21 protein-coding genes are annotated in these 23,889 nt (G+C 59.9%); 5 read left to right on the forward strand and 16 right to left on the reverse strand.

Going from position 1 to position 23,889, the window contains the following annotated elements:
• Positions 1–25 precede the first annotated feature (25 nt).
• The 3 genes from G5193_RS04745 to G5193_RS04755 are packed head-to-tail and all read right to left on the reverse strand — an operon-like array spanning position 26 to position 2,813.
• On the reverse strand, positions 26–679 hold the full coding sequence (locus G5193_RS04745) for a TenA family transcriptional regulator (protein WP_005362310.1): 654 nt from the start codon (positions 677–679) through the stop codon (positions 26–28).
• A complete protein-coding gene (locus G5193_RS04750) occupies positions 676–2,142 on the reverse strand; it encodes an AMP-dependent synthetase/ligase (RefSeq protein WP_421205157.1) in 1,467 nt (488 codons plus the stop codon). Before G5193_RS04750 ends, G5193_RS04745 begins: the two co-directional genes overlap by 4 nt.
• The gene (locus G5193_RS04755) at positions 2,139–2,813 is read right to left on the reverse strand and encodes a thermostable hemolysin (RefSeq protein WP_421205158.1); all 675 of its coding nucleotides are present in this window, start codon (positions 2,811–2,813) and stop codon (positions 2,139–2,141) included. The genes G5193_RS04750 and G5193_RS04755 overlap by 4 nt, the downstream gene beginning before the upstream one ends.
• A gap of 145 nt (positions 2,814–2,958) precedes the next feature.
• Here G5193_RS04755 and G5193_RS04760 point away from each other — a divergent pair, with 145 nt between their 5' ends.
• Complete coding sequence (locus G5193_RS04760; protein ID WP_421205160.1) at positions 2,959–3,606, forward strand: class I SAM-dependent methyltransferase; 648 nt, start codon at positions 2,959–2,961, stop codon at positions 3,604–3,606.
• A gap of 39 nt (positions 3,607–3,645) precedes the next feature.
• On the opposite strand, the gene G5193_RS04765 is transcribed toward G5193_RS04760, so the two are convergent.
• Positions 3,646–5,034, reverse strand: a complete 1,389-nt coding sequence (locus tag G5193_RS04765; RefSeq protein WP_421205161.1) for an NAD(P)/FAD-dependent oxidoreductase — start codon at positions 5,032–5,034, stop codon at positions 3,646–3,648.
• A gap of 178 nt (positions 5,035–5,212) precedes the next feature.
• The gene (locus G5193_RS04770) at positions 5,213–5,986 is read right to left on the reverse strand and encodes an ABC transporter six-transmembrane domain-containing protein (protein WP_421205163.1); all 774 of its coding nucleotides are present in this window, start codon (positions 5,984–5,986) and stop codon (positions 5,213–5,215) included.
• A 107-nt stretch (positions 5,987–6,093) separates the two neighbouring features.
• On the opposite strand from G5193_RS04770, the gene G5193_RS04775 reads away from it, so the two are divergent.
• The 3 genes from G5193_RS04775 (at position 6,094) to G5193_RS04785 (ending at position 8,862) form a co-directional block, all read left to right on the forward strand.
• The gene (locus G5193_RS04775; RefSeq protein WP_421205165.1) at positions 6,094–6,687 is read left to right on the forward strand and encodes a TetR/AcrR family transcriptional regulator; all 594 of its coding nucleotides are present in this window, start codon (positions 6,094–6,096) and stop codon (positions 6,685–6,687) included.
• A gap of 107 nt (positions 6,688–6,794) precedes the next feature.
• Positions 6,795–8,021: a winged helix-turn-helix domain-containing protein gene (locus tag G5193_RS04780; protein WP_421205167.1), complete on the forward strand. Its 1,227-nt coding sequence runs from the start codon at positions 6,795–6,797 to the stop codon at positions 8,019–8,021.
• Positions 8,022–8,112: 91 nt separating this feature from the next.
• Positions 8,113–8,862, forward strand: a complete 750-nt coding sequence (locus G5193_RS04785) for a substrate-binding periplasmic protein (protein ID WP_421205255.1) — start codon at positions 8,113–8,115, stop codon at positions 8,860–8,862.
• Between the two features lie 88 nt (positions 8,863–8,950).
• Here the strand turns inward: G5193_RS04785 and G5193_RS04790 are convergent, their stop codons facing one another.
• The 10 genes from G5193_RS04790 to mscM all read right to left on the reverse strand — a co-directional run bounded on the left by G5193_RS04790 (position 8,951) and on the right by mscM (position 21,368).
• The gene (locus G5193_RS04790) at positions 8,951–10,075 is read right to left on the reverse strand and encodes a M20 family metallopeptidase (protein WP_128835120.1); all 1,125 of its coding nucleotides are present in this window, start codon (positions 10,073–10,075) and stop codon (positions 8,951–8,953) included.
• A gap of 25 nt (positions 10,076–10,100) precedes the next feature.
• Entirely contained in the window at positions 10,101–10,568 is a 468-nt protein-coding gene (locus G5193_RS04795) for a YjiG family protein (protein WP_005335063.1), read from the reverse strand.
• Positions 10,565–11,293, reverse strand: a complete 729-nt coding sequence (locus G5193_RS04800; protein WP_158109835.1) for a nucleoside recognition domain-containing protein — start codon at positions 11,291–11,293, stop codon at positions 10,565–10,567. Before G5193_RS04800 ends, G5193_RS04795 begins: the two co-directional genes overlap by 4 nt.
• Positions 11,294–11,545: 252 nt before the next feature.
• Complete coding sequence (gene frdD, locus G5193_RS04805) at positions 11,546–11,902, reverse strand: fumarate reductase subunit FrdD (protein WP_040066869.1); 357 nt, start codon at positions 11,900–11,902, stop codon at positions 11,546–11,548.
• A 10-nt stretch (positions 11,903–11,912) separates the two neighbouring features.
• A complete protein-coding gene (locus tag G5193_RS04810) occupies positions 11,913–12,311 on the reverse strand; it encodes a fumarate reductase (protein ID WP_033112664.1) in 399 nt (132 codons plus the stop codon).
• Positions 12,312–12,327: 16 nt separating this feature from the next.
• Complete coding sequence (locus G5193_RS04815) at positions 12,328–13,062, reverse strand: succinate dehydrogenase/fumarate reductase iron-sulfur subunit (protein WP_005347973.1); 735 nt, start codon at positions 13,060–13,062, stop codon at positions 12,328–12,330.
• Complete coding sequence (gene frdA / locus G5193_RS04820; protein ID WP_064340833.1) at positions 13,055–14,839, reverse strand: fumarate reductase (quinol) flavoprotein subunit; 1,785 nt, start codon at positions 14,837–14,839, stop codon at positions 13,055–13,057. The genes G5193_RS04815 and frdA overlap by 8 nt, the downstream gene beginning before the upstream one ends.
• A 509-nt stretch (positions 14,840–15,348) precedes the next feature.
• On the reverse strand, positions 15,349–17,226 hold the full coding sequence (locus tag G5193_RS04825; RefSeq protein ID WP_421205170.1) for a methyl-accepting chemotaxis protein: 1,878 nt from the start codon (positions 17,224–17,226) through the stop codon (positions 15,349–15,351).
• A gap of 158 nt (positions 17,227–17,384) precedes the next feature.
• Positions 17,385–18,062: a glycerophosphodiester phosphodiesterase gene (locus tag G5193_RS04830; RefSeq protein WP_421205172.1), complete on the reverse strand. Its 678-nt coding sequence runs from the start codon at positions 18,060–18,062 to the stop codon at positions 17,385–17,387.
• Positions 18,063–18,086: 24 nt separating this feature from the next.
• Positions 18,087–21,368, reverse strand: a complete 3,282-nt coding sequence (mscM, locus tag G5193_RS04835) for a miniconductance mechanosensitive channel MscM (RefSeq protein ID WP_421205174.1) — start codon at positions 21,366–21,368, stop codon at positions 18,087–18,089.
• A gap of 155 nt (positions 21,369–21,523) precedes the next feature.
• On the opposite strand from mscM, the gene G5193_RS04840 reads away from it, so the two are divergent.
• Positions 21,524–22,861, forward strand: coding sequence for an MATE family efflux transporter (locus G5193_RS04840; protein ID WP_421205176.1), 1,338 nt, complete (start codon positions 21,524–21,526; stop codon positions 22,859–22,861).
• Between the two features lie 88 nt (positions 22,862–22,949).
• Here the strand turns inward: G5193_RS04840 and G5193_RS04845 are convergent, their stop codons facing one another.
• Positions 22,950–23,771, reverse strand: a complete 822-nt coding sequence (locus G5193_RS04845; RefSeq protein WP_421205178.1) for a peptidoglycan DD-metalloendopeptidase family protein — start codon at positions 23,769–23,771, stop codon at positions 22,950–22,952.
• Positions 23,772–23,889 lie beyond the last annotated feature (118 nt).

A 23,889-nucleotide genomic window follows, 5' to 3' on the forward strand; every position in this document is an offset into this window, starting at 1 on the left:
TCCCTTTTTGCTGTCTGCTGCCGACTTACGGTGTGGCGGTGAGGTTGTAGAGCATCTCGCCATAGAGGCGGTAGACCACCTTGGCCCCGTGGATGATGGCGGCCTGATCCGCCGGACTCTCGACCCGATCCATCAAGGATTCAAAGAATTTGAGGTGCTCCTGATCCAGGGCGCCGTGGGAGCTCAGGTAACTCATCGCCTGGGGTGGCAGGCCGAGGCCCTTTTTCAGCTGGTCGGCGACGGTGAGGGCGATGGCGACGCTGGTGCCTTCCAGTACCTGCACCATGCCGAAGAAGCCCATGGGGTTGCCGCGCTGGATCTGGTCGTAGAGGAAGGCGACCATCAGCTCGATGGGCAGCCCGGGCTGGCCGTGGCGCACCGCCTCGGCATCACCGCCACAGGCGCGGATATCGTTGAGGATCCACTCCTGATGGCCATACTCCTCGTCGATGTACTCGGCAATGGCCCCGCGCACCCACTCGTACTCCTGACCCAGCTTGCCGCCGGTTGCCATCAGCAGCGGAACTGTGTGGCGCACGTGGTAGTAAGCCTGCGCCAGAAAGGCGAGATAGGTGTCACGGCTGATATCGCCACGGCGGCAGGCTTCGATGATGGGGGCGTTGAACAGATGTTCACGCTCACTGGCAGTGGCTTGTTGCAGAGTCTGATAGAAGCTCATGACGATTCTCCTGTAAGGCATTGGCTGATTTGCCGGAAAAAGTGTTGGTAAATCTCGTTGCGACGTGGGCGCCCGTTGGCGGTCAGCAGGCCGGGATGTTGATCCAGTGCCACCGGTAACCAGTGGTGCAGCCGGGCATAATCGGGCAGTCGCTGGTTCAGACCGGCGATCTGGCGGGGCAGATCCGCCTCTTTCCCCGGCAAGGGCTGGATCAGCGCCACGTTGGCAGGCTGACCGTCGCCAAAGACCACGATGCGGGCGATGGCGGGGCAGAGCTGGGCCTCGGCCTCCACCCACTCTGGTGAGAAGTTGCGGCCAAAGGCGGTGATCTGGACATTCTTCTTGCGCCCGGTGATATGGAGGTAGCCCTCATCATCCAGATGACCCAGATCGCCGGTGGCAATCTGTTCGGGAGTCGGTTCGTTGCTGCCGAGATAGCCCAGCATGGCGCTGCCGCTCACCATAATTTCGCCGTCGCTGGCGATAGTGACCTGACAGTGGGGCAGGGGGCAGCCGACGCTGCCGGGCTTGTCAGCATCCAGGCTGTTGAGCGCCACCACGGAGCCGCACTCCGAGAGGCCATATCCCTCATACACCGGCAGGCCGAGCTGGCGGGCATGTTTGATCAGGTCGGGAGCCACCTTGCCGCCACCGACGGCAATAAAGCGCAGGCTCTTGAGCTGCTGGGCCAGCGTCGGGGTGCTGGTGCAGAGCGCCAGCAGCAGGCGCAGCAGTTCGGGCACCAGCACCAGACTGTGGGTCGACCAGCGCAGCAGCGCCTCCCCCAGCATGGCTGGATTGAGCGAACTGGAGCCGGTGAAACCGAGCTCCCCGAGGGACGGTATGCGGCTGCAGGCGCCGGTCAGCAGCGGCACATAAAGGCCGGTGATGTTCTCAAGCAGGGTCGCCAGCGGCAGCAGGGTCAGGTGTTTTTCCACCTTGGCTGACGCGACTCGCTCGGCCAGCGCATGGCTCACCGCCATCATCTGGGTCAGTGACAGGCAGACACCCTTGGGCTGGCCCGTGGTGCCGGAGGTGTAGGTGATCTTGGCGGTGCCCTTGGGCAGCGCCGGTCGATTGGTCGGGGTATGGCGCCAGAGCGGCAGCTCGCCGGTGATCAGCGAGATCGGCTCGGCGGCATGCCACCCCTGATGATGTGGGCCCACCAGCGCATCGGCGCCGCTGCTCTCCAGCAACCAGGCCTGCTGGGCCTGACTGAAGAAGTGGGGCACCGGAATGACCACGATACCAGCGCGGGTGCAGGCGAGATCCAGCAGCGCCCAGGGCAGGCCGTTGTCCAGTTGCAGCGCCAGACGGCTGATGTCGAGCTGTTGCAGCTGGCTTGTAAGACGCTGGATCTGCTGCCACAGGGTCTGGTAGTCGAGCCGCTGCTGGCTGCTCAGCAGCGCTGGGGATTGCGGATCCTCGTGGGCATGTTTGGCGATGGCGTCGAACAGGCTCATTGGGCGCACCTTTTTTGATGGGTCTGGTTATCACTGCTCTTGCTGGTCTCGTCAAACAGGGTCGGCATGGGGGCCAGCAGATTGAGCAGCAGGCTGCGCTGGGCCAGCACCTCGCGCCCCTGATTGATGTCACCCACCATCACCTTGGGTTGGCAGCGGTAGTACTCACCCCAGGCATCGGCGTCGGCCCCCACCTGATGGGCCTGGGCGGGGGCCAGCTCCACCGGGTTGAGTTGCAGGCGGGCAAAGCTGTTGCGCAGCTTGGCCGTGCCGGTAAAGACCACGTAGTCGAGGGCGTTTTCACACAGCAGGCGACACAGTGCCGCGAACATCAGGCGGGCATTGCCCGGTTCGCTGCAGGCCAGATTGCCCACTTCGATAATGCGGTTGCGTACCGGATAGACCCCGAGGCGGGTATTGATGGCGGCCTCGATGGGTTGCTCCAGATACTGTTCCAGATAGAGAGGCCCCTCACTGGCATGATTGAGACCACAGGCACCGACCAGCGTCCCGTCCGCCCGATAGAGCCCCAGCAGACAGGGGAGAAAATGGGGGATGCGGGCGTTGAACTCGAGGGTGTAGGCGGCCTGGATATAGGTTTGCAGCGCCATGACCTGCTGCGGGGACTTGGCTAGCAACAATCGGTAGGGGGCCTGGATCTCGATGGTCATGGGTGACTCCTTCTCTTGCGATGGTTTGAGAGTAAAAGGGCAAACTTAAGAAACCCTTAAGGAGCAAAAAAAGTTGTCAGCGAGCCTGCGGGCAGGCAATCTGCGCCGCTGTTATCCAACAGGAAGCCCCCCAAGAGGAACCGTCATGTCATCCACCGTCAGCTGCCCCCTGTGTGCCAGCCATCGCAGTTATCCCCTGCCGGTGGCGGGCAAACGCTATCATCGCTGCCTCGCGTGCGAGCTGGTCTGGCTGGATGAGGCGGATCATCTGGATGAGGCGGCGGAGAAGGCGGTCTATGACGGTCACGACAACCAGGTTGATGATCCCCGTTATCGCACGTTTCTGATGCGGGCATTTGGCGAGGTACTGAGTCGGGTGCCAACTCCTGCCTGCGGCCTCGATTTTGGCTGTGGCCCGGGCCCGGCGCTGGTGGCGATGGGGCGTGAGGCGGGTTACCAGATGGCGGGGTATGACAAGTTCTACGCCGACTTTCCCGAGTTGCTGACGCGTCAGTATGACTTCATCACCAGTACCGAGGTGATCGAGCATATTGCCGAGCCGCGCACGGTGCTGGCGCAGTTGTGGGATTGCCTCAAGCCCGGCGGCCTGCTGGTGCTGCAGACCCAGCGGGTGCTCAGTGACGAGCGGTTTAAAAACTGGCGCTATCGCCACGACCCGACCCACATCGTCTTCTTTGCCGAGGCATCGTTTCAGGTGCTGGCCGCCAGCTGGCAGGCCGAACTCAGCTTCCCCCACGCCGATGTGGCGGTATTGCAAAAAGGCACGCCCTGAGGCGTCCCTTCGTCTGTTACTCGTCGGGTTCGCCCGGCGCTACTCCTTGTAGCCCTTGTCCTGCCACTGGTAGTACATCAGGGCAGATTTGACGCCGATTGACTTGAACGGCTCTGGCGGTAGCCACATCGGCAGACTCTGCTCCGCGTGGTTGAACCAGGGGTGCTCCTTGCCCTGATAGAGGCTGGCCACGATGTCGCCAAACAGGAAGGAGAGGTTGATGCCGTGGCCGTTGTAGCCGAGGGCGTAGTAGATGTTCTTGTGCTCCCCCATTACCCCCACCGCTTCGGTGTTGTCGCCGGTCATGCCGAGTACCCCGTCCCATACCTGCTCAAATTTGATCCCCTTGAGGGCCGGATAGAGGGTCACCAGCTCGGTCATCATCATCTCGCTGACCCGGTTGAGATCGCCCTTGTAGTTGAGGCCATCGTTGAAGACGTACTCGGCATTGCCACCACCGATGACGATGCGGTTATCCGGGGTTAACACCAGATGGAACAGGATGTTGCGGGTGTCGTAGTAGGGTACCCGGCTCTGCCATTGGATGGCGGATAGCTGTTTTTTGGTGAGCGGCTCGGTGACGGCGCTCTGGGCGTGCACCGGAAAGACCCGTCCGCTGAAGTAGCCAAGCTTGGAAGTATAGCCGTTGGTCGCCAGCACTATGCTGTCGGCGGTCACCTTGTACTTGTCGGCCACATTGAGCTCGATCTGCTTGCCCTCCTTGATCCCCATTACCGGGCTCTGCTCGTAGATGGTGACGCCCGCCTGCTCCACCGCCTTGCGCAGGGCATTGACCAGTTTCATGGCGTGTACCTGACCGCCATTGGGGTCGTAGACCACCCCCACGTAGCGGTCGGTGCCCAGTTTCTCTTCGGTGGTATCGGCGTTCCAGTACTGGAGCGGGATGCCGAGGCGATTGGCGGTTTTCACATAGTCGCGGTACTCGGCGATATCCTCCTCATCGAGGATCGCCTCCACATAGCCATCGAGCTTGAGGTCAGCCTCGACGCCGGTTGATGCGACCAGCGCCTGCAGCTTGCGCATGCTGGCGACGGTGAGGTCGTAGTGGCGCTTGCTCGCTTCCCCCTCTTCATAGAGATCCATCACCTCGGAGCCCGGCAACACCATGCCGCCGTTGCGGCCCGAGGCGCCACTGCCCACCTGCTTGGCTTCGAAGATGGCGATCTTGAGCGACGGATTGGCCTTGGCCAGATGCCAGGCGCTGGAGAGTCCGCTGTAGCCGCCACCTATGATGGCGATATCCACCTTCATGTCTTGCGCCAGCGGGGCACTCTCCTCTGCCGGTTTCTCCTTGAACCAGTAGCTGGTGTTGGGCTCAAAGTCGCTCATCTTGGGGCCGCAGGCGGCGAGGAAAAAACAGCTGATGCACATGGTCAACGCTCGTTGGCAAAGGGTGGTCGGATTCATCTTCTACTCCGGTTACAGATAAAAAATATCAAATTATTTCATCGGGTTGGGCGGTGTTGACCCTGCGACCTATGTCTCGCAGCCGGGCCAGCTGATCGGCAAGACCGGGCCCCTCATCCAGGCTGGTGACAAAGTTCCAGAGGTAGGTCATCACAGCATAGACATGGCCTGCCGAGACCTAGGGCTGGGCCATCAGCATGGTGATGGCCAGCAGGAACAGCAGGGAGGCGCTGATGCCGACCGCCAGAAAGGCGAGTGCCTCCCGATCCGAAATCCGGATACGGAGCCAGGCCAGCGCGCGGTAGTGGCGGGCGAGGCTGGCTGACTGGGCATGGGTGACCAGCTTGACCTCGTGTTCCAGCCGATCGTTGAGCCGCTCGTGCAGCAGCTGGTTCTTGCGCGAAAAGCCGGGCAGCAGCAGGCCGAATAGCAGCAATACCCCCATGCAGGCGATGCCGACCCAGAACTCGATCACCATCAGCATCACGGCCGCCCCGATGATGGAGATCAGGCTGGTGGCCAGGATCGGGATATGTTTCTCGAAGAAGTCGACAAACTCCCGCGCCAGGGTGACCCGCGCCACTATGGTGGATTGCCCCTCCTGCTGCTGGCGCTGGGTCAGGATCACCGGCACCGCCAGTGCCGCATAGATATGGGTAAAGGTGCGGGTATCGACCGCCCGGCGCAGGGCACCGATGAGCCAGAACAGCAGCACGATCAGGGCGTAGCTTGAAGCCTGCCACCACTGGCCCTTGACGATGGCATCGATGGCAAAGCCGGCGAACAGGGGATAAACCACCAGCAGGATGTTTTCGAGGGCCACCAGCGAGAAGGTGCCCGCCAGCTTGAGGGGATTGGCCCGTGCAATCGCCCCCAACGAACGACCGGCCGAGTGTGGCAACGGCGTGGCCTGCTCGTCGCAACTGGCTGCCGAAGTGGTTGGTGTTGTCATGGGTTATCTCCTAAGATGTCGGAAACGCTAAGTTTGAGCGAGTGCTCAAATTTTGTTTGAGCGACCGCTCAAAGTCAAGCAGATCGATTGATATCGCAGGAGGTCAGATGGCACGCCCATCAGCAGAACAGCGCAAAGAGATGATCATCGAGGCCGTATTGGCCCTGTTTCGAGAGAAGGGGATGGCGGCATCGTCAACCCGTGATATTGCCGAGCGCACCGGTCTGGCGCGCAGCCACGTCTACCACTACTTCAAGGATTGGAAGGAGCTCTGCCTCTGCGCCGTGGAGCGTTTCACCAGTCAGGAGATAGCCGAGCAGCGGGAGTGGCTGTTGCCGCTGCCGGCCCGCGAAGCGTTGCCGCTCTTTGTGCGGGACAACCTGCCGACCAGTCAGGATGCCTCCTGGGCCATCTACCTCGATGCCTGGAACGAGTCACTGCGCGACCCTGTGTTTGCCGAGAGCTACCGCAAAATCATTCTGGCGTGGCGCGAGGTGCTGGAGCAGATCCTGCAAAAGGGGATCGACAGCGGCGAGTTTGTAGCGGGCGATGCCCGGCGACTGGCGCGCCAGATCACCTCGCTCATCAACGGCTATGCCGATGACCTTATTCTGGAGCCGACCCCCGAGACGGTCGAGGCCACTTATCAAGAGATCATGCTGGTGGTCAATCAGCTGGTCTTGCACCCGACCCACTCATAGCGGCGCAGGCACACAAGGGCGGGGAGGCATGCCAGCGTGGTGCCTCCTCCGGTTTTGTTGGCCATCCGCCGGGCGCGCGATGGTCAGATACCAGGGAGCGGTTGTTGATGTCGATTACCCATTTATCACTGCAAGATGCCCGTCATCTGCAACTGGCGGCGCAGGGGCTGCTGGCCCCCCGTCGCAGCAAGGCGACCCCGGCCGATCTGCTGGCCACCATTCGCCGCATGGCGCTGCTGCAGATCGATACCATCTCGGTGGTGGCCCGCAGCCCCTATCTGGTGCTTTTTAGCCGCCTTGGCCAGTATGAACCGCGTTGGCTGGAGCAGCTGTTGGCTGACGGCGAGATCTTCGAATATTGGGCCCACGAGGCCTGCTTTGTGCCCCGCGAGGATTACCGGCTGCTGCGCCACCGGATGCTCGACCCCGCCGCCATGGGCTGGAAGTTTTCGGCCAACTGGCTCGCCACCCATCAGCAGGAGATTGGCCAGCTTATCGAGCGCATTCGCCAGCACGGCCCGGTACGGGCGGCTGATTTTGAGCGCAAAGAGGGGAAGGGCAATGGCTGGTGGGACTGGAAGCCGGAGAAACGCCATCTGGAGGTGCTCTTTACCACTGGTCAGCTGATGGTACGGGAGCGGCGCAACTTTCAGCGGGTCTATGATCTCGCCGAACGGGTGCTCCCCGAGTGGAGCGACCAGCGGGATCTGCCGAGCGTCGAGCAGGCCCAACGGGATATGGTGCGCGCCAGCTGCCGGGCGCTGGGGCTGGTCAAAACCGGCTGGGTTGCGGACTACTACCGGCTGCGGCGCGGCAAATATGACGCCTTGCTCCATCAGCTGGCGGACGAGGGGGAACTGCTGCCGGTACGGGTAGACGGGTGGCAGCACGGCGCTTTTGTGCACGCCTCGCTGGCCGATGAGCTGGCAAGGGCGCAGGCGGGCACCCTCAAGGCAACCCATACCACCGCCTTGTCGCCGTTCGACCCGCTGGTGTGGGATCGCAAGCGGGCCAAGGATCTGTTCAACTTCGACTATCGCATCGAGTGCTACACCCCTGCCCCCAAGCGCCAATACGGCTACTTCGTGTTGCCCTTGCTGCATCGTGGCAAGCTGGTGGGCAGAATGGATGCCAAGGCTCATCGCCAGCAGGGGATCTTCGAGATCAAGAGCCTCTATCTGGAAGCCGGGGTGAGAGTGACCCGCACGCTTGCACAGGATCTGGCGAAAGCCCTGCAAAAGCTGGCTGGCTGGCACCAGACACCGCAGCTCCGTTATGGTGCCATTCCGGCCAATTTGCTGGCGTTGTGGCATGAAAGCTCCCCTGCAAAGTGAGCAAAATCCCTTCTGGGCTAAGCTGCAAGAGGGATCAACAGTCCGGGAGCGGGAGATGAAACGAGTGGCAACATGGTGGGCGGGATTGGCGATGGCCATCTTGTCCCCCGCGCTATGGGGGCAAGAGCCGCCAGTGAAGATCTGTCTGGGGGAGGGCAACGAGTGGGCCCCCTTTACCTACTGGGAGCGCAAGGACGGGGTGCCCGATACCAGCCGCCTGACCGGTTCGGCGACAACGCTGGTGCTCGATGCCCTGCAACAGAGCGGGCTCTCGCACCAGATCCGCTATCTGCCCTGGGCGCGGGTGCAGCAGGAGCTGGCGGATTATCGCCAGAATGGTCTGTGCGAGCTGACTTGGGATGCCAGCTACAAGCCGGAGCGGGCCGAGTTTGCCTTCTACAGCGTTCCCCTCTACTACACCCACCTCGGTTTCTTCTATCTCAAGCGCCGCTACCCCGAACCGCCGGATCTGCAGACGGTCAATCGCTCCCGGGTATGCGGGGTGATTGGCTACAACTACACCCCCTACAGGCTTGCGCAGGAGCCACGCCGGGTCAAGCAGTTGCAGCAGGCGCTCGATATGCTGGAGCGGGATCGCTGCGACTTTGTGCCGAGCGAAATCGAACCTCTGGTGGCAGGCATCAGCCTTGGCATCTACCGCAGCGAGAGCGGGTTGCTCAATCTCGCTCTGCCCAGCCGCAAGGGATTCTATCTGCTGGTGAGCAAGGGCTCCCCCCGCGGTCACCAGCTGGTGAACATCCTCAATCAGTCGCTGGTGGTATTTCAGGAAGGGGGGCATACGGATGAGGTGATGCGCCGCTTCTTGCCGCCGATGGAGTAATAGCGAAGGGGGGCTGTCATTCTGGGGGGCTGATACACAGAGGGCCAGCCGGTGCAAACCGGCTGGCCCTTTTTTACGTGAGAGGCTGTCAGGCCGCCAGACGGGTCAGTACCTTCACCAGCAGCTCGATGCGCGGGGCAATGCTGGCCAGATCCAGATACTCCTCGTCACTGTGGAAACCGGCACCGATGGGGCCCAGACCATCCAGAGTGGGGATGCCGAGGGCGGCGGTCAGGTTGGCATCGGAGCCGCCACCTACCTCCTGCCAGCTGATTGGCAGTCCCAGTTCGGCGCCACACTCTTCCACCAGCTGCATCAGCGCCTGAGTACCCTCTGACGGCACCATGGCCGGTTTGTGGGCCTCGCGGGTCAGCTGGATGGTGACACCATCCAGATGCGGCCGCTCGGCCAGGGTCAGCAGATGATCGTCGATCTGGTGGTACTCCTGATTGTCCCAGAAACGGACGTCTACCACAGCGCTGGCATGGGCCGGCACTATGTTGGCGCCATTGCCCCCCTCGACAATGCCGATGTTGAGGGTGGTGCCGCTCTCGAAGTTGGTCAGGGCGTTGATGGCCAGGATCCAGTGGCCCAGCTCGGTGATGGCGCTGCGCCCCTTCTGTGGTTCGTTGCCCGCGTGAGCAGCCTTGCCGGTGAAGTCGATGCGATAACGGGCCATCCCCTTGCGCGCCTTGACCAGCGAGCCATCGGCGCGGGCCGCTTCGGCCACCAGCACCTGTTTTGCCTGTTTGGCCACCGTTGCCAGCCAGTCGCTGGAGTGGAGGGAGCCGATCTCCTCATCCGGGTTCATGCAGACGCAGATGCTCAGGCGATCGCGCACCTCGCGGGGCAGTTCACGCAGGGCATAGACGATGTTGAGCAGGCCGGATTTCATGTCGGAGACACCGGGGCCGTAAGCGCGCTCACCATCGATGCTCATCGGGCGGGCAGCGGCGGTACCGAGGGGGAAGACGGTATCCATATGGCCGATCAGCATTACATCGATCTGCGCCGCATCAGGCTGGTTGCGGATCTCCAGTCCCACCCCGGCTGCGCCACAGTCGACCCGCTTGATCTGCCAGCCGCCCATCGCCTCATATTTGGCAGCCATCAGGTCGGCCACTGCCGCAATGCCCGGCTGGTGCAGGGATCCGCAATCCAGATTGATCAGCGGGGCCAGTTCGGTCAGGTATTGATCCAGAGAAAAAGTCATTGCTTGCTCCACTATCAGGTTCGGGTCAGAGAAGGATGTTCATCACCAGCATGGCGCCGAAGGCGTTGAGTACCGAGATGGCGACCATGATGGGGATGTAACGCCCTTCGGTACCGATGCAGCCGAGGATGCGGCCCATGTACTGCACCTGGGAGCCCATCAGGTAGATGGCTGGCGCCAGAATGGCGATGTGGGTGCCGTTGAGGATCCCCTGATCGAACAGGGTGATGACCACACCGACTGCACCGCCCATCGACATCCAGGCGCCGATCAGCACGGCTGCCGCCTCACCGGGCAACCCGAAGATGGCCATGACGGGGGAGAAAATGGCGCCCATGGCATCCAGCGCGCCGGTGATCTGCAGCGCCTTGATGATGACAAAGGCCATCAGTACGTTGGGAACGGTGGAGGTGGTGGCGATGACCCAGCCCTTCTTGGCCCCTTCGACGAAGATATCGGTGACGATGGGTTTCTTGATGTTGGCCTGGCTCATTTGGCTTGCTCCTGAGTGTTGAGGGTCTGCTGGGTGTTGTTATCGGTCTGCTTGCCTTCGCTCATATTGAGGTAGACCCGAAACAGGTTGGCCCCGACAAATTTGAAGGCGAACATCACGATGACAGCCAGACCGATGGAGGAGCTGACCGCCGGGCTGCCATCTGCCAGTGTCAGGGTGAACAGCACGGCGCCGGAGGAGAAGAAGTTGACGATGGTGGCACCAGCGGAGAACTGGAACATGGTGAATACGTCGGTTTCACGCTTGGTGATGAGCCCTTCATCCTTGAGCTGACGGGTCATGGCGGCACCGGCATCGGTACTCTGCAGGGAGGCGATAAGGGCGAGGCCGGTGTTGCCCGGGATCCCCATCAGCGGACGCAGCAGCGGGGTCAGCAACTTGCGGGCCGCTTCCAGCGCGCCGTAGTGCTCCAGCACATTGATCATGCCGAGGGCAAACATCACGGTGGGGATCAGGGTCAGGGCGAACAGAAAGCCATCTCGCGCCCCGTTGCCCCCCTTGCCGCGCATGTCGGTCATGGCGGTCTTGATACCGTCACCATTCTCGCTGACGCTCTGGACCATGGTACCGAACGAACCGTTCAGCGTGGTGAAATCGAATACCCCGTACCACTCGCCGGATTGCAACAGTCCGGAGAAGAAGACCACGGCGAAGGCCAGTGCCAGGTAACTGCCTAGGCTCACCGAGCGTGTTTTGTCTGTCATTAGCTAGCTCCATATGAATAATTATTTAATCTGAATAATTATAATTGATATGAATGTCACTAAATTGATGGTGGTCAAAATGGTTTGCTACAAATGACGAATGTATTGGGGTTATGTGACTATGATCGCCATATGCTTGGACGATAATCTGGTTTTTATCGAATTGTTTGAGTGAATAAAAAGCAGGGGCGGGATAGCGGGGCAATAAAAAACCGGGCACGAGGCCCGGTTTGGTCAATCAGTCAGATGTGATTACTGGAGTACCAGTACCATCAGCAGGCCGACGGTAATGGCAGATACCAGGAAGGCAAAGCCATAGAACACATAGTGGTGCAGCTTGGTGGTGTGGATCCCCAGATCGTGCAGACCGTGGTAGATACGGTGCATACCGTGCCAGACTGGCAGGGCGATGATCACCAGCAGGATGCAGGCACCCCACCAGGAGCTGGCGAACGCGTGCACGCGGTCATAGCTCATGGTTTCCACGTCCATGATGCCCATGGGCACCAGCAGACCGGTGATGAGGACAATGACCGGCAGCAGCATGGCAACGACCATGCCACCCGCACCAAACAGACCCCAGTAAATTGGCTCGTCAGAACGTCTCATTGTTTTCTCCTCAGGCCACGATGATCAGGACAAGCAGGGATACCACAGCCAGCGCCACATACTGGGCGATGACGATCGGTTTCTCCGGCACCAGGTCTTCACCACGGAAGATACGCATGGCTTTCGGCGCCAGAGCGAACCAGGTCTTGGCATGGAACAGGCAGGCTGCCAGCGCAATCACGTGGAACAGGATGGCGATCGGGCTTTGCAGGGATTCCAGCCAGCCATTGAACGCTTCCTGACCCTGTACCAGACGCATCAGACCCCACATCAGCACAACAGCGTAGATGGAGACGAAGATACTGGTGCCTTCGCGGATCATGTAACCGGTGTAGAAGGCGTTCTTCAGCCACCAGTCTTTCTTCATTTCGCGGACGTAAGGTTTACGTTTGCTTTCAGTGTTGTTCATGGTCTCAATCCTGCTCTCAATCTGGCTTGAACATGGCGATCATGTAGTCCTTGGCACTCTCTACCTTGCCAAGCTGGATGGCCGCTGCCGGATCGACGCCCTTCGGGCACACTTCGGAGCAGTAGCCCACGAAGGTACAGCCCCAGACGCCCTCGTCCTGGCTGATGATGCGCATACGCTCTTTGGCGCCGGCATCACGGTTGTCGACGTTGTAGCGATAGGCCAGAGCCAGTGCCGCCGGACCGGTGAACTTCTTGTTGATGCCGTACTGCGGGCAGGCCGCGTAGCAGAGACCACAGTTGATGCACTGGGAGAACTGCTTGTACTTCGCCATCTCTGCCGGAGTCTGGATGTACTCGCCATCGCACAGGTTGCGCGGCTCGCTCGGGATGATGTAGGGCTTGATGCTCTCCAGCTTCTCGATGAAATCGGACATGTCGACCACCAGGTCGCGCTCGATCGGGAAGTTGTTGAGCGGCTCGATGGTCATCTTGCCCGGCAGATAGTCGCGCAGGAACGCCTTGCAACCCAGCTTGGGAACACCGTTGACCATCATGCCGCAGGAGCCGCAGATCGCCATCCGGCAGGACCAGCGGAAGCTCAGGGTAGAGTCCAGGTGATCCTTGATGTACTGCAGCGCATCCAGCAGAGACATCTCTCTCTGGTAAGGCACCTGGAAGGTCTGCATCCAGGGCTCGTTATCCTGCTCCGGACGGTAGCGCAGGATTTCAATTTCAATCATCTCAGCCATTCTTCTTAGCCTCGTCTTGTTTCTCACCCTCGGAGCCGTACACGCGTTTTGCCGGCTGGGACTTAGTGATCTTCACATCGGAGTAATCGATGGAGGGCGTTTCGCCATTTTGGTAGAACGAGAGCGTGTGCTTGAGGAAGTTCACGTCATCACGCTCTTCGTAACCATCCAGACGCTGGTGGGAACCGCGGGACTCTTTACGATTGATGGCGGAGTGAGCCATGGCTTCAGCCACGTCCAGCATGTAGCCCAGTTCGATGGCGTACAGCAGATCGGTGTTGAAGACAGAGGACTTGTCGTTGATCTTGACCTTTTTGTAACGGGCTTTCAGCTCGTTGATCTTGTCGATGGTACCCTGCATCAGCTCTTCGGTACGGTAGATACCGACACCGGCTTCCATGGACATGCCCAACTCGTTGCGAATATCTGCCGGATTCTCGGTACCGTCTATGTCCATCAGGGAGAGGTGCTGCTTGATGAGCGCCTCGGCCTTGGCGGCCAGCGCTTCGGTATTGCCATGCTTCTGAGTCTTGGCAAATTCACCTGCCTGCTCACCGGCCAGCTTGCCGAATACCACGATCTCGGACAGGGAGTTGGAACCCAGACGGTTGGCACCGTGCAGACCGACGGAGGCACATTCGCCCGCTGCGTAGAGGCCGGGCAGACGGGTGGCACACTTGTTGTCAGTCTCGATACCACCCATGGTGTAGTGGGCAGTCGGACGTACCGGGATAGGCTCTTTGGCCGGATCCACGTTGACGTAGGCTTTGGCCAGTTCGCAGATGAACGGCAGACGCTCTTTCAGGTACTTCTCGCCAAGGTGACGCAGGTCGAGGTGAACCACATCTCCCATCGGGCCCTGAATGACGCGGCCTTTCTGCTGCTCTTGCCAGAATGCCTGGGAAACGCGGTCGCGCGGACCCAGTTCCATGTATTTGCTCTTCGGCTGGCCGATCGGCGTTTCCGGGCCCAAGCCGTAGTCTTGCAGGTAGCGGTAGCCATCCTTGTTCAGCAGAACGCCACCCTCACCACGACAACCTTCGGTCATCAGGATGCCGGTGCCCGGCAGACCGGTCGGGTGATACTGGACAAACTCCATATCACGCAGCGGTACGCCGTGACGGTAGGCCAGTGCCATGCCGTCGCCGGTGACGATGCCACCGTTGGTGTTGTAGCGATAGACACGGCCAGCACCGCCGGTTGCCACGATCACGGATTTGGCCTGGATGAAGCGGGTGATACCGTTCTGGATGTCGAAGGTCAGTACGCCCTGAACGCGGCCGTCGTCCACGATCAGATCAAGACAGAAATGCTCGTCGAAGCGCTTGATGCTCGGGTATTTGACGGAGGTCTGGAACAGGGTGTGCAGAATATGGAAACCGGACTTGTCTGCGGCGAACCAGGTACGGGGAACCTTCATGCCACCAAACGGACGCACGTTGGCTTTGCCATCCGGCTTGCGGCTCCAGGGGCAACCCCAGTGCTCCAGCTGGATCATCTCTTTGGTTGCGTTGTTGACGAAGTATTCCACTACGTCCTGCTCGCACAGCCAGTCACCACCGGAGACGGTGTCGTTGAAGTGGTTTTCGAGGGAGTCGTCATCACGGACGACACCGGCGGCGCCGCCTTCGGCAGCAACCGTGTGGCTGCGCATCGGGTAAACCTTGGAAATCAGGGCGATGTCCAGGTCTGGCTGTGATTCGGCTATAGCGATAGCGGCGCGTAAGCCGGTACCGCCAGCACCGATGATGGCCACATCGGTCTTGATAATATCCACATCTGCCTCCTTAGGGATAGATTTGCTGGGCACGATTTTGCTCTATGAAAAAAATTCAGGCTTGATGCAAGTCAAACTGCTAGGTTTTATTCCCTTTTTATTGGTTATTTTTCTATAAAACACCCAAATCCCTGGATGAAAATGTCGTTATTATCGTCATTTTTTGGTGTTACTGAGCAGTTGAACACCTAGCTACGAGTACTTTAACTTCTGGATTGTACGTAGTTTTCTTTCAATAAAATGCGAATCACCTCTCTTTTTAGGTACTCGCGAAAAAAATTTTAAGTTTTTTATTGTAATTTTTTAATGAGAATTATTGGCATTTATCTATTCGGATAGAAATAGGTAATCCGAAATGCTGCGGTGACCACGGCGGTGATCTGATAATTCCAGACGAATCACAAGGATTTCAAGGCGGGGTATTTGGCGGGTGATGTGAGATTACTCACTGAAAATTAAGCGCTATTTAGAAAAATAAAAGGGGCCTGTACGGCCCCTTTTGCTCATCCTCAAATGCGGAACATACCGACCTGATTGCTCAGTTCACCCGAAATATTTTTAAGTTGTTCAGAGAGATGGCGTGAGCTGTCTGCATCCACTGCCAGTTCGTCCGAGACATCTTTCACCGCCTGAATGTTGCGGCTTACCTCGTCGGTGACGGCCCGCTGCTCTTCCGCCGCGCTGGAGATCTGGGTCGCCATGTCGGAGATCTGGTTGATCGAGGTGGTGATCTGTTCCAGCGCGTGGGTGGCGTTGTTGGCGTCATCCACGCTGTTCTGGGCCAGCAGCTGGCCTTCGTGCATGGTGCTGACCGCTCCCTGGGTATTGCGCTGCAGGGTCTCGATCATGCTGCGGATCTCGACGGTGGAGCTATGGGTACGCTGTGACAGCACCCGCACTTCGTCTGCCACCACAGCGAAACCCCGGCCCTGTTCACCGGCACGTGCCGCTTCGATGGCGGCGTTGAGTGCCAGCAGGTTGGTCTGCTCGGCGATGCCCTGAATGGTGGAGAGGATGGTGTTGATCTCCTGAGCGTTTTTCTCCAGTTCCTGAATGATGTTGGAGGCCTGTTCCACCTGGGTGGCCAGATCGGTGATAGAGCGCTGGTTGCGGGCGATCACCTGCTTGCCATGCTCGCAACTGCTGGAGGAGCTGCGGGCCGCTTCGGCGGTCTGCTCGGCGTTGCTGGCGACCTCGACCGCGGTGGCCGACATCTCGTGTACTGCAGTAGCGATCTGGGAGATTTCGTTTTGCTGACGTGCCAGCCCCTGATTCGCCTTCTCCGCCATGCTGTGGGAGGATTTGGCCTGCTGATTAAGCTGGGTCGAGGAGTTGGAGATATCCTGCACCATCACATGGATCCGGTCGATGAAGGTGTTGACGTGCTTGGCAACTGCGCCCACCTCGTCTTCCCGCTCTATCTTGATGCGGCGGGTCAGATCACCGTTGCCGCGTGAGAGATCGGCAATCGCTTCGCCCAGGGTTTTCAGGGGGGCCAGCGAACCATTGATGGCGACATAGGAGAAGCCAGCCACGATCAGTATGGTGATAAGCCCCTGGATGAGGGAGGAGGTGACCATGCTGCGCACCGACTGATAGGCGGTCTCCTCATCCACCATCATGCCGTAATACCAGTTGGTATTGGGGATTGCGTTGAAGTCAAAGACCTCTTTCTTGCCACTGATTACCAGCTCGTTGATTGCGCCGTCATGGGCGATCTGGTTGATATAGGAAGCAGTCAATTCAGGGGCCAGGGCGGTGGCAGATTTGAGACTCAACGAGGCATCAGGGTGGGCGATGATGGTGCCATTACTGTCTACCAAAATGGCGTAGGTGCCCTCGGTGGTGACGGCCAGAATATCCGAGATGAGGGCGCTTATGGATACGTCACCGGCGATGACTCCCTGAGTGTTGCCGCGCTGGAACGGCTCGGCAATGGTGACAATCAGTTGTCCGGTAGAGATATCCGCATAAGGGGCAGTGATGACCAGTTTGCCAGCTGCCATTGCATCCTTGTACCAGGGGCGTTGACGGGGGTCATAACCGGCAGGGAGGTTGGTGGGCTTGCTCTGGATCATCTTGCCATCGGCAGTACCGGCATAGACCAGGTCGAATCCACCTGCATTCATGGATTGGGCCAGATGGCTGATGGGTTCATCCTCTTTGGTGAAAGCCTCCTTGGTGGTGCTGACGATGGCGATACGGGAGTCAACCCAGCGGGAGATCCCCTTGACGTTGGCCATGGAGCTTTCGTCGATGATATTCCAGACCAGTCGCTGGGTCTCGCTGCGCAGTTGCGAGGTGTTGTACCAGACCTGTATCCCGGTGATCACCAGAATGATGACCCCGATAGCCAGGACCAGCTTGTTTTTAATCGATAAGTTCATAGTTACATCCTTGTGAGCGTCAGTCTGAGTGTGTGGAAACTGGTTATTGTTATGTGCCTGTTCTTATCGGCTGAAGTTGAACTCTTTGTATCCCGATCAGCTATTTAAAGTTAGTGCCTAAATCAGAGCTTATCCATATGTGTATCCTTGTCAGGTGGCTACAGGAAACGATCTGGACGATTGGTGAAGATTCCATCGACCCCCATGCTAGAGAGCGTTTCATAATCTTCTGGATAATCAACGGTATAAACCAGAACTTTGAGCCCCCGGCGATGGGCATCATCGACCAGCGCGGCGTCGATGAAATCAACATCGCAATTGATGGACCAGGCCCCCAGCTCGTCGGCAAACTGCGCCAGGTTGAGCGGCAGGTTAGCGGTCAGGGCACCGAGCCGGATATCGGGCCGCAAGGCGGCAAATCGGGCCAGCTCCGGGTGATGGAAGGAAGAAACCACCCACTGCCCGGGAGTAAAGCCCAGCTCGGCCTCTGCCCGTCGGGTCAGGTCTGCCACCGCATCGGCGCTATGGGCCCCCTTGAGCTCGATATGCAGCTCGCAGCGTCCGGCGATGATCTCCATCACCTGCCACAGGGTCGGGAGCACCTCTCCCTCACCGGCATCGAGCTGCTCCAGATAGGAGCGGGATTGCTCGGTCAGCACCCCCTTGCCATTGGTGCAGCGCTCCAGCCGCCGGTCGTGGAAGACCCACAACTCGCCATCGGCCGCCTGCACGTCGATCTCGATGGCTGATGCTCCCAGCTCCAGCGCTTTGGCCATCGCCTTGAGAGTGTTTTCGGGGGCCAGGCCGCTGGCGCCACGGTGGGCAATAATCTGCATGTTCTGCTCCTTTCAACTGGCGGATCAGCCGCGGCTCAGGTGAATGTCGATCTGTTGATGGGGCAAGGTAAGTCCCTGCTGTTGCATCTTCTCCAGCACCAGCGAGTGAACCTCGTGGGTGATGGGCATCCGGTGATCCATGTTGTTGACGTAGAGGCGGATCTCGTAGATCAGTGCCGAGTCGGTGAATTCGATCAGGAAGACCTCGGGCGTCGGCGTCTCCAATACCAGGGTCGATGCCTGGATGGACTCCTCCAGAATGCGCTGCACCAGTTTCGGATCCCGGGTCAGGCCAATCCGGATCCGCAGTTTGACCCGGGTGATGGCATCGGAGAGCGACCAGTTGATGAACTGTTCGGTAATAAAGGCCTTGTTGGGCACGATGATCTCCTTGCGATCCCAATCCACTATGGTGGTTGCCCGGGTTTTGATCTTGGTGACGGTGCCGGTGAGATCGCGAATGGTGACGGTGTCACCGAGCCGGATCGGCTTCTCGAACAGGATGATGAGGCCGGAGACAAAGTTGGCGAAGATCTCCTGCAGACCGAAACCCAGCCCTACCGAGAGAGCGGCTACCAGCCACTGGGTCTTCGACCAGTCGATACCGAGCATGGAGAAACCGGTGAGGGCGCCAACGAGGATCACCAGATACTTGCTGATCGTGGTGAGTGCAAAGCCGGTTCCGGGAGAGAGGCTGAGGTGCTGAAGCAGGGTCAGCTCCATCAGCCCCGGCAGGTTGCGGGCGGTCACTACGGTCAGGATGAAGACGAAGGCGGTCAGCATCAGATCCTGCAGGGTGATGGCGGAGAGCTGCTCGATGCCACCAATCTTGCTGCTCACCTGCCATACCTCGATATTGCTGAGGAAGCTGAATGCTGAGTTGAGATCCGACCATTGCACTACCACCAGCATGGTGAAGCCGAGCATCAGCAGGGTGCGCACCAGCCCCAGCGACTGGGCGCTGATGGTGTCGAGGTCCAGCTCAGTCTCTTCCACCACATCGGGGATCTCCGAACTTAGCTCCTCCTGATTGTCGTCACGGCCGCGCTGGGCCAGCATCTCGGCCCGCTTGCTCTTGGCACGCTCGAAGGCAAGGCGGCGGCGCTGGATCAGCATCCAGCGTCTGGCCAGATAGTAGACCAGCAGGCAGCCCAGCCCCATCAGCAGGCTCAGCTCCAGCTGGCGCAGCAGGGTGCGCGAGGTATAGAAGTAGCCAAACAGGGCGCCGATCACTGCCAGCAGCGGCGCCAGCATCAGGCTGTTCCAGATGAAGTGGTGCAGCAGATGGGGCTTGGTCATGTCGGTCTGGCCCCAGGTGAGCGGCAATCGCTCCCGGTTGAGACGGGCAAAGAAGAGCAGCAGCCAGAGTGCACCGATCATGAAGGCCATCCGGCCGAGGGAGTCGTAGAAGGCGTGCTCCTGATAGCTGTTGGCCATCCCTTGCACAAAGAAACTCGGGATCAGCACCAGCAGCAGGGTGCGAAACTGCCCCCACACCTTTTGCACCTGTTCCCGGGGCCAGCGGAAGTGGTGGATCAAAATCCCCCTCTCCAGTGTCAGATGGCGGGCCATCACCAACGCCAGCAGCAGAAACCAGATCTCGCCAAGGCCGCGCGCCACCGCCACCGCAAACGGGTATTGCCAGGCCCCTTCGAGCAGGCCGCGCACCATCAACACCATGGCGGGCAAGGGGAGGGCGGCAAGCAGGGAGCGCAGCAGCAAGCGGCTGGTGAGGCTGAATTTGTCCTGGGTTACCTTGCCGATCCGCGGCGCAATATGGTCGCAATAGAGGCTCAGATGACGGGCCAGTTTGAACCAGCTCCAGGCCAGCACCAGCAGACCAATACCGGCCAGCGTGAGGCTCAGCGGGCTGTTTTCGGCGATGGCGTAGGGCAGTTGCAACCAGTTGTCCGGGTTGAAGGCCAGGGTTAGCGCGGCAGGAATACCGAGCATCACCTGTGGGGTAAAGGGGCGCACATCCGGCATCCAGAACAGGTGGCTGGCACTGATCTCCCGGATCTCGTCGATCTTGCTGTTCTGACGGCTGTAGAGCAGTTTGAGGCGGGTCTGCTCCTGAATGAGGGTGTCGGAGGCGTCGTTGAGCCGGGTCAGCAGTTGGCGCCGGGCCTTGAGCAGGTTGTCGAGCACCGCTTGCTGTGGCCGATCGAGCGTCACCTCCTCTTCGGCCATCAGCTTATCGCGCAGCTGGCGGGTATCCTTGAGCCCATCCTGCTCGCTCTCGTACTGGTACTTGGCCATGCGGGCGCTGACGATGGCGGACTCCAGCTTGTCGAGGGGAAACTGGGGGGGCAGGTCGGAGAGTTTGCTGCGCAGGTTCTCGCCGTAGGCATTACTGATCTGCAGCCACTCCAGCTGTTCGCGTACCGAGTTGACCAGCTCATTCAATTCAAACAGATTCTTGTCGACGCTGCGCTGCTCGTCCTGCACCCGCTCAATTTGATCTTCCAGTGTGCCGAGCTGGATGGAGAGCGCCTGATTCTGCTGTTGCTGCTCCAGCAGCAGCGGCATGTCGGTGGTGAGCTGTTTGCGCAGCCGTTCGCTCTCCTCCAGCGCCTGCTCGGTCTTCTCCCGCCGCAGCTGGTTCTGCTGGGTCAGCAGGCTGGCTTGCCACTCATCCTCGTCGGCGATGGCCAGATTGAGCTCCTGCAGTTTCAGCTTGCCGAGATCGTTGCGCTGCTGGGCCGAGAGCTGCTCCAGCTCCAGCATCTGGATCCGGTCGGAGAGGCTCTGCTCTTTCATTCTGGTCAGCAGCAGCTGTGCCTCCTGCTGGCGATCCGATTCGCTGCTGAAGCTCAGTCGCTCCAGCTGGCTGCGGGTCAGTTGCAGCTGTTTGCGCAGATCATCCACCCGCAGGTGATACTCCTGCCCGGTACTCTCTAGCTGGTTGAGGCTATCCATCACCCCCTGCCGCTCCTTGCGCAGGTTGAGCTGGCGATTGCTGCTCAGGCCTATGGCCTGGCGCAGCGCCTCCTCCTTGAGGCTCGCCAGCGGCGGGCGAGCGGCGGGCTGATAGTTGTGCAGGCTCTCCTTGAGCCGTGCCGACTCCTTGGGGTAATCGATAAGGATCTGCTGATAGGCTTTGCTCTGCTCTCGGTAACGCTCGGCCTCTCTGGCAAATTGCAGCGCCTGCTGGTAGCTCTCCCGCAGCTTCTGGTTTTCCGGGGTATCGCTCTTGGGCACGCTCTGCAACAGGGATTCGGCCTGGGCAATGGCATCGTCGGCGCGCACGGTTGGCGGCAACAAGAGAAGGGAGAGCAGCAAGAAGGTGAGCAGGCGTTGCAACATGAGGCTCGTTTCCGTTCAGAAGAGGTGGCCCTAGCCTAAAACAGGGCAGGGAGGCGGGTAAAGCAGTCTATATTAATGATTCATAACACAAATAACAGGAAGTCGTGCTGCCGTTTCGCTATGATCCTGGCCGCTTTCTCTCCACCGAGTCGAATATGTCAGCTGTTGATCTGGGCACAGCCCCGCTATCTCGCCTTTTCTGGCGTTACGTAACCCCGACCGTGGCGGCCATGCTGATCACCGGCATCTATGTCACCATCGATGGCATCTTCGTTGGCCATGTGCTGGGTCAGGATGGCATGGCCGGTCTGATGCTGGCTTATCCCATCTGCGCCGTGCTCTATGCGGTGGGGGCGCTGATCGGCATGGGGGCCTCGTCGCTGGTCTCCTTCTATCTGGGGCAGGGCAACCCGGCCAAAGCCCGCCACATCGTCGGCAATGCGCTGGTGATGGTGTTGCTGGCCTCGGCACTGCTCAGTTTTATCGGGATCCGCTATGGCGAGCCCATGCTGGCCTGGATGGGGGCGGAGGGGGAGATCTTCACCGCCGGGCTCTCCTACCTGCAGGCCTACGCCTGGCTGGGCGTCTTTGCGGTGCTGTCGATGGCGTTCAGCTCGCTGCTGCGCAACGATGGCCGCCCTGGCTTTGTCACCCTCATCATGGTAGTCGGGGGCCTGCTCAACGTGCTGCTCGACTATCTGCTGATGGTGGTGTTTCCGTTTGGACTGGCCGGGGTGGCGACCGCCACTATGCTCTCTCTGGCGGTGACGGGCCTCGCCTGCCTGTGGCACTTCTTCACACCGCGCAGCCAACTGCGGATAAGCTGGGACACCTTGCGCCCCGAGCTTCGGCTGATGGGCGAGACGGTGCGCCTCGGGGTCTCCAGTTTTCTAATGTACCTCTATCTCTCGGTAGTGCTGGCGCTGCACAACAAGGCGTTGCTGGCGGTTGGCACTTCGCTGCATGTGGCGGCCTACGGGGTGATCAGTTACACCGAGGCCTTCTTCTATCTGGTGTTCGAGGGGATCGCCATGGGTATCCAGCCCATCGCCAGCTTTAACGCGGGCGCCGGTCACTGGCGGCGGGTGCTGCGGATCCGCAATCTGGCACTCGGAGTGACGTTGGGGATCGCCCTGTGCGCCATGTTCCCGCTATATCTGTGGCCGGAGGCGGCGGTCTATCTGTTTGCCGGGGACAACGCTACCTTGCTGCCGGTGGCGAGCCTCGGGATCTGGCTCTACTTCTGGGGGCTGCCGATGGAGGGCTTGCTGCTGGTGGGGGCCACCTACTTCCAGGCCATCAATCGGGCCCGCATCGCCTCCCTGCTCACCGGTGGCAAGCTGGTGCTGATCGGCGGTTTCTTGTGGGGATTCTCGACCCTGTGGGGCGTGCCCGGGGTCTGGCTGGCATTGCCAACGTGCAGCTCATTGCTGGTGTTGGTGATGTGGCGGGCGATGCATCGGGAGTCCGGCGCCCACGCACTGGCCGAATAGGTAATCAGGTTCGACGTGCAGATAGCAGACAGGCAGCCATGGGCTGCCTGTTTTGTTAGAGGATGTTTTGTTAACGGGCTCTGCCGATTCAGGGCTTGAAGGCACCGATAAAGATGGCGGGATCGACCCGGGTGTCGTTGAGGCTGACGTTCCAGTGCATATGGGGGCCGGTAGCGCGGCCGGTCGAACCGACTCGTCCGACGATGCCGCCACGCGGCATGCTCTGACCGAGCTTCACATCGATCTTTGACATGTGGCAGAACATGCTGATGAGCCCCTGACCGTGGTCGACAAAGACGGTATTGCCATTGAAGAAGTAGTTGCCGATCAGGATCACCTTGCCGGCGGCGGGGGACTTGATCGGGGTGCCGGCGCCCACTGCGAAGTCGAGGCCGGAGTGGGGATTGCGCTCCTCGCCATTGAAGAAACGACGCAGGCCAAACGGGCTGGATAGGGGGCCGTTGACCGGCTTGTCGAACATCAGGTTGCTCGGCTGGTTGGGGCTGAAGGTCTGGTAAGCCCGGGTCTGCTCCGCCAGCTCGCGGTTGATACGTGTCATATCCTCGGCGAGCGGATTGACCTGACGGCTGTTCTTGAGCTTGATGTGCTGCTCGCGGTAGTGCTTGGGGGTCACGGTGAAGCCGAGAGTACGGCCATCACCTGTGGTCAGTTGCTGGGCGCCGGGCGTGCTTTTCAGAGAGATGCCGACGATGGCGATCCACTGGTTGTCTTCGCGCACTACCAGCACGGGTTTGTCATGATAGCGGGCCGTGGGGGCAGTGGGTGACGCGCCAAGAGGGATCACCGCAACGCCACCCGGCACCGGATGGTTGAGCAGGCGACTGATAAAACCCTCGGCCAGGGCTGACTGGCTGGTCAGTAACAACAACAGACAACAAACAACTCTCATGACGATACCACTCGATGTTAAAACGCCCGGGATGGCGGGATGACAACCCCTTGTCCGGCATTCGTCGATCACTAAAGGGTGATCACGACATGCTGGCCACGACAGGCGCGGCTGGGGA

The sequence above is a fragment of the Aeromonas sp. 601027 genome, from assembly GCF_049174455.1.
GTDB classification, from domain to species: domain Bacteria; phylum Pseudomonadota; class Gammaproteobacteria; order Enterobacterales; family Aeromonadaceae; genus Aeromonas; species Aeromonas veronii_A.